Raw genomic sequence first — 5,615 nt, 5'->3', positions numbered from 1 at the left:
AGTAAAAATATTTTGGCCGCAGGGCTTGCGGTGTCAGTCTGTAGAGCGACCATAAGACCAGAACAGAGTAAATCTGTTAAGGCAGGTGCGGAACCCCGCAAGGGAAAGAAGCAGAAACCCAAATCGTGAGGTTTGGGAATCGCCGTCCGTTTTACGGCGGCGAGGATGTCAAGAAGTCTCCTTATTGAATTTGTAGAATTTGAGAACTGCTTACCTGAGTCGAGTCAACAATTCTGCTTCTGCTATTACCCTGATAGATGGTTGTTTGATTTGATGTGTGAATTGATTAAAACTGTATGAATTGCCTGAATACGACACAAAACGTAACGGGCGATGCACGAGTTAAACTCCATCGACTTTACCCGTCAGACGCTCATCAAACTTCTGCTCATAATCGGGGTCTTGAGTTCCGAGGAGTTTGTCCCAGAACGTGAAATATAGACCGTAATGTACGGTGTACTTGCGATGATGAATGGAATGATGGGCAGGACCAATAAACCACCGACCCAACCAATGATGGGGAAATGAGGAAGGCAAGCGATCGATCCCAAGATGATTTAACACTGCCCAGATCGTCATCGTGGTGAGTGCCGCAATTAACGTGATGAAATGCAGGGGAAGGACAAAGACAATGCCGACCAGGAAGAGAGACTGAACGATCGCCTCTAGTGGGTCAAAGGCAAACGAAGTCCACGGGGTAGGATAGCGCGAGCGATGATGTCCCTGGTGTAACCACCGAAAGAGTGACGGGTGGTGAAACAAGCGATGGGTGAAATAGAAATAGGCATCCTGGAGAACCAACACAGCGCCATAACTAACCCCTAAATAACACAGCCCATACTGTTGAGGGTGGCTGTATAAGCGGGTAATACCCCAACTGTATCCTGTCATGATGAAAGCCGCCGCCAGCGCAAACACCCCCGCCGAAAGAACCGAGAGCGTGATATCTTGTTGAATCGATCGCCAAGAGGGAGACCAATGCCGCAGGTTGTGATTGACAAAGGACTGACTCAAGGGCGAATAGAAGAACAAATAGGTTCCCCCAGCCACGAGAAAGTATCGCGCCAGGATGATCCCAAAGAAAGCGAACCCGTAAAATCCAAATGAGTGGTCTATCAATTTAATCTCCTTGCCATTCCCGATCTTCCAAGTCCTTTTGAGGTAACAGCAACGTGGCTTCAATTTCTTGCCGGATTGCGGCTGTTATTTCGCAGTTACTATTCAAACAATCGATCAGGAGTTGATTGGCATCATAGTAGCGTTGGAGCAGCTGCTGTTGCTCAGTCGTAAACTGCCAGGGGTGATTAATATTGCGATAATTGGCGATCGCACACCGCAACTGTTCCACCCAGGCAGAATAGTTTTTCTGCCACCATTCCTGAAGCCGTTCCAGGTTTTGACTCGGAGGTGGCAGTTGGTCTCTCAATTGTTGCAAAGACTTATAAAATCCGGCATCCAGAACCATCACCAGAATGTTGTTGAGTGCCTCGCTACAAGCATTGACGTATGCAAAATCCTGACTGTGGTCGATGGCAAACTCTACCAGCAAGTTCTCCAACGCCGCATCTAAAAACATCCCCTGAGCGAGCGTGCTGGCTAAGGCAAAGCGATCTGCCGTATGCGGGCTTTGGGCAAGGGCAAGGTAAAATGCGCGTGCGGTCGCCACTTTGGTTTCGTCTGGGAGCTGCTGGGATTTTTGGCTGGCCCAACTCAAAAACTCTTGCAGATAGGAGTCTTGCGCGACTAAGGCATCAATTTGTTGCTTCATCAACTGCACCAGCGCATCTGCACTTCGCAACATGGCAGCCGTTAACAAGAAGACTTCGCGCCAGTGGGAATCGGTGATGTGACTCACCAACCCTCCCAGTGCTTGTTCTAATGCCTGCAAATTATGGCTGGCAACTATTTTTCGAGCCGTGAAGTATTCTTGAAATGCCAGATAAGAAAATGAAAAAATTCCTCGCGCCCGCTCTGTGAGGAGTCCATGCTGTGCCTCGATCGCTTTCAGCATGGCTTCGCTTTCGAGTTGGAGTTCCTCTGCTTCCAGGGTTGCACCTGGCAAATTCCGCAAATAGTCGCCAATGTATTGCTCAATCGTGCGTTGCTCAAAAAAATACTGCCCCTGTTCAAAAGTAACTGCTGCAAGCTGGCTCAACAGCCTCAATTTTTGGGGCAATAAAAACCCCCGGTAAACCTGATCGCGTTCGACTCCTCGAGCTTCATCCCATTTACCCAGGAGCAAATCCAGCCCTTGTTTATAAAACTCAGCCCGCTTGCTCGGAAATTTCCCTTGACCCTGAAACACCCAGCAGGCGAGATGCAGAAACAGAGGTGTCACCACCAGTTGCCGAAATTGCCAGTTTTCCGGCAAGTCCAACTTCTGCATAAACTGAGCCGACTGCTCCTGCCCCGCTTGAGCAGTCGTTTTGCTCAGTGCCACAAACCACTTTTGCGCGAAGGTGCTGATTTGTGCCTGGGTAAAGGGGGCAATTTCTACATCAGTGAAACCTCGAATCTGGAGTTTTTGGGCAGCGGTGCGACAGGTTACTACAAATCGATTGCGATGATACTTTTCTGAGAATTGGCGAATTTCTCTCAGAACTGCTGTAATGTCCTGGTTGAGCACTTCATCCATGCCATCGAGCAACAGCAGGACTCTGCCCGCTTGCAGTAAGGTTTCCAGCACAGACGGGTTGGAAATTCCAGCGGTGAGCAATGCCTGATGGATGTAGTTGAACAGGCTAAATTCACCACTGGGACTGGACTCCTCGGCAAATTCTCTCAATAAGATAAAAATCGGCACTTGATTCGCCGCAAACTCGCCTTGGTTGCACTGAATCGCCAGATGTTGCAAAAAGGTCGTTTTGCCAACCCCCGGTCTCCCCAAAACTCTAAGCTTTGAGTAAGTTTCAACAGCCTGCATTCCGGGTATTTGCTTCTGCTCAACCTCTCCCAAGCCGACGCGATCGAATTCAGCGGGACCCAAGTTTTGCCAATCGGCAATCTCCACCCACTGTTGACTGGCAATTTCTGCCAAAATATTGACATCCACATAGATGTCATCAATGTTGACCGGATGGCTGATGTCTAGTAACTGCAAGATGCCGCACTGGTTTTGGATGGTGTCCCGGCGTTGCGCTCGCACCTCTTGCACCAGAGCATCAATATTAGTTTTCGCCAGTTCTCCGGGTTCAGGAAATTCTGCGGGCGGAGCGAGGGCAATCTCCCGCCAATCCAAATCCAGAATCGAACAAATTTCCAGGAAAACCTGGCGATCAACGGGTTTTCCTGTGAAAAACCGCCAAATCGGCTGGCGGGTCTTTAAGTTCACTTCCCCTGCTAGATTTTCCTGAGTCCACCCCTTGAGCGCAAAGGCTCGTTTAGCCTGTTTAATTCCCGAAGGGGAAGCCTGGAGCGATCTCTTGACCATACAATCCAATCCTCCCTATCGAGTCAGAATCAGTTCTGGTTGGGACGACCAGAAACTTCTAAGGGATCGTAGCCTAGTTGTTGAGTAATCCGTTCTCTGGCTAAGGCCCGGTACTCCCAAAAATGTTCTCCCGCCGCGCACAGACCTAAATAGAGATTGAGAACTTGGGGCTTTTTTTGCCAAATCGTCCATAATTGCCGCCAAAACTGTCCCCGAATGTCCGCTCGGCGGATACCCTGATGCCAGATTAACTGGGTAATCAGCCGTAACCCCTTACCCACGGGAAATTGCATGGTTTGTTTGTGTTTTGACTGCAAACCCAGACCGAGACATTGTTGGAAACAGCGTCGGAGATAGTGGCTGGGTTCGTACAGCGTCCAGAAGCCTTCGACATACTCTCTGGCAATTTCGGCAATCGGGCGGGTGGGGATAAAATTCATCAAGCTATTCTGATCTCCCGTCGGATGGATGCTGTCACCCTCAACTAAACGCTGTTCTTGCTGGAGACGATTCCAGAGCGCCGTGTTGGGCGGAGCCTGGAGGATGCCTAACATGGGCTGAGGAATACTGGTTTCTTCCACAAAGGCTTGAATCCTTTCCCCCGCACCAGAGCGCTCTCCATCAAACCCCAAGATAAATCCAGCATAGATTAGCAAACCGGCTGCATTAATCTTGCGACAGGCTTCCACCAGTGGATTGCGAGTATTTTGCAGTTTGCGCGTCACTTGCAGACTATCTTGGTCAGGAGTTTCAATCCCCAGAAAGACAGAATAAAACCCCGCCTCAGCCATCAGGTGCAGTAATTCATCATCCTCTGCCAAATTGACCGAGGCTTCAGTAATAAAGGTGAAGGGATAGTCGTGCTGCTTCATCCAGGGAATCAAGTCTCTGAGAAAGCGTTTGACGTTGCGCTGATTGCCAATAAAGTTGTCATCGACGATGAACAACGAACCGCGCCAGCCTAGGTCGTAGAGAGTCTGCAATTCTGCTAAAATCTGACTCGGCTCTTTAGTACGAGATTTGCGCCCGTAGAGGGAAATAATGTCGCAAAATTCGCAGTTAAAAGGACAGCCGCGAGAGAATTGCACTGCCATCATTAAGTAATCGTCTCGCTGAAGCAGGTCGAAGCGGGGGATGGGGCTGAGGGTCACGTCTGGCTTGTCCCCAGAGCGGAAAATTCCCTGGCTTTGACCTTGAGCGATCGCCTCCAAAAACAGGGGAACGGTTAACTCTCCCTCATCCAAAATGAGATAGTTCGCTCCAGAATCCAGGGCATCCTGGGGGACAGAGGTGGGGTAGGGACCGCCAACGGCGACTTTTTTGCCTAACTGCACGGCTTTTTGAATCAGAGCTTGAAAATCTGGCTTCTGGACCAACATGGCCGAGAGGATAACCAACTCACACCACTCCCAATCGGCTTCTGTTTCAGGATTGACGTTGCGATCGTAAAATCGAATTTCCCAGTTTTGGGGGAGGAGGGCGGCGACAGTAATGATGCCGAGGGGTGGAATGGTGGCTTTCAGTCCCGCGATTTCCATAAAGCGATCGTAAGACCAGAAAGACTGGGGAAACTCAGGGTAGAGTAACAGGGCTTTCATCGAAAAACTGGGTCTGAAACCCCGCCCTTTAGCGATAGCGGAGGGCGGCTTTACATAAGTTAGTGAGAAACAATTAAACCGTTAGAACGACGAATTAACTGAATCTTACTAACAGTTATCTGTCCCAATCGTTGACCATTGGCATCGCTTACAGATAGCTGTTTTTCGGTATCTCCACTAACATAACCAATTCCTTTGGGAGAAGAAATTAAATCTCCTTTACGGAACCCATGTCTTGTGGTAGAGCCACCATATTTACGTCGTTTACCACCTTACAACTATGTCTGCTTCTTCATTGGAGGGGAATATACCGATGATCGAGTGAATATTTGTCATGAATTTCCTGTTTTTAGTACATAATTAGATTATATCCAACATTCCGCAGGTCAGATTCCACTTCATAAATATCCCTCTTTGGGAGTATCTCATTTATGCAAGTGAGTAATTAGGGTTTGCGGCAAAAAGTTTTTCTTGGGGGCAGGGTGTGGGGTGTGGGGTGTGGGGTGTAGGGTTTTACCGATTTTGAAGGGGTCAATTACCTAATTTTCAGGGAAAAAGTCCCGGAATTTTCCCCCCGATCACTCCCA

General features: G+C 49.0%; 3 protein-coding genes and 2 pseudogenes. 1 reads left to right on the top strand and 4 read right to left on the bottom strand.

Annotation, left to right across the window (positions count from 1 at the left end):
• Positions 1 to 129 (top strand): annotated as a pseudogene (locus O9295_RS08700) (RNA-guided endonuclease TnpB family protein); the annotation flags it as partial.
• A 213-nt stretch (positions 130 to 342) separates the two neighbouring features.
• On the opposite strand, the gene O9295_RS08695 reads toward O9295_RS08700, so the two are convergent.
• The 4 genes and pseudogenes from O9295_RS08695 to O9295_RS27330 form a co-directional block, all read right to left on the bottom strand.
• Positions 343 to 1,119 carry a sterol desaturase family protein gene (locus tag O9295_RS08695; RefSeq protein WP_016515453.1) on the bottom strand — a complete coding sequence of 259 codons (777 nt, stop codon included), beginning with the start codon at positions 1,117 to 1,119 and terminating at the stop codon, positions 343 to 345.
• A gap of 1 nt (position 1,120) precedes the next feature.
• Positions 1,121 to 3,430 (bottom strand): NACHT domain-containing protein, encoded by a 2,310-nt coding sequence (locus O9295_RS08690; protein WP_288032685.1) that lies wholly within the window; start codon positions 3,428 to 3,430, stop codon positions 1,121 to 1,123.
• A 29-nt stretch (positions 3,431 to 3,459) separates the two neighbouring features.
• On the bottom strand, positions 3,460 to 5,028 hold the full coding sequence (locus O9295_RS08685; RefSeq protein ID WP_288032684.1) for a B12-binding domain-containing radical SAM protein: 1,569 nt from the start codon (positions 5,026 to 5,028) through the stop codon (positions 3,460 to 3,462).
• Between the two features lie 59 nt (positions 5,029 to 5,087).
• Positions 5,088 to 5,300 (bottom strand): annotated as a pseudogene (locus O9295_RS27330) (hypothetical protein); the annotation flags it as partial.
• Positions 5,301 to 5,615: the final 315 nt, after the last annotated feature.

Source organism: Microcystis sp. LE18-22.4A, from assembly GCF_027531105.1.
GTDB classification, from domain to species: Bacteria; Cyanobacteriota; Cyanobacteriia; order Cyanobacteriales; family Microcystaceae; genus Microcystis; species Microcystis aeruginosa.
The sequence above is the reverse complement of the archived record's forward strand: the minus strand, read 5'-3'. Positions and strand labels throughout refer to the sequence as shown.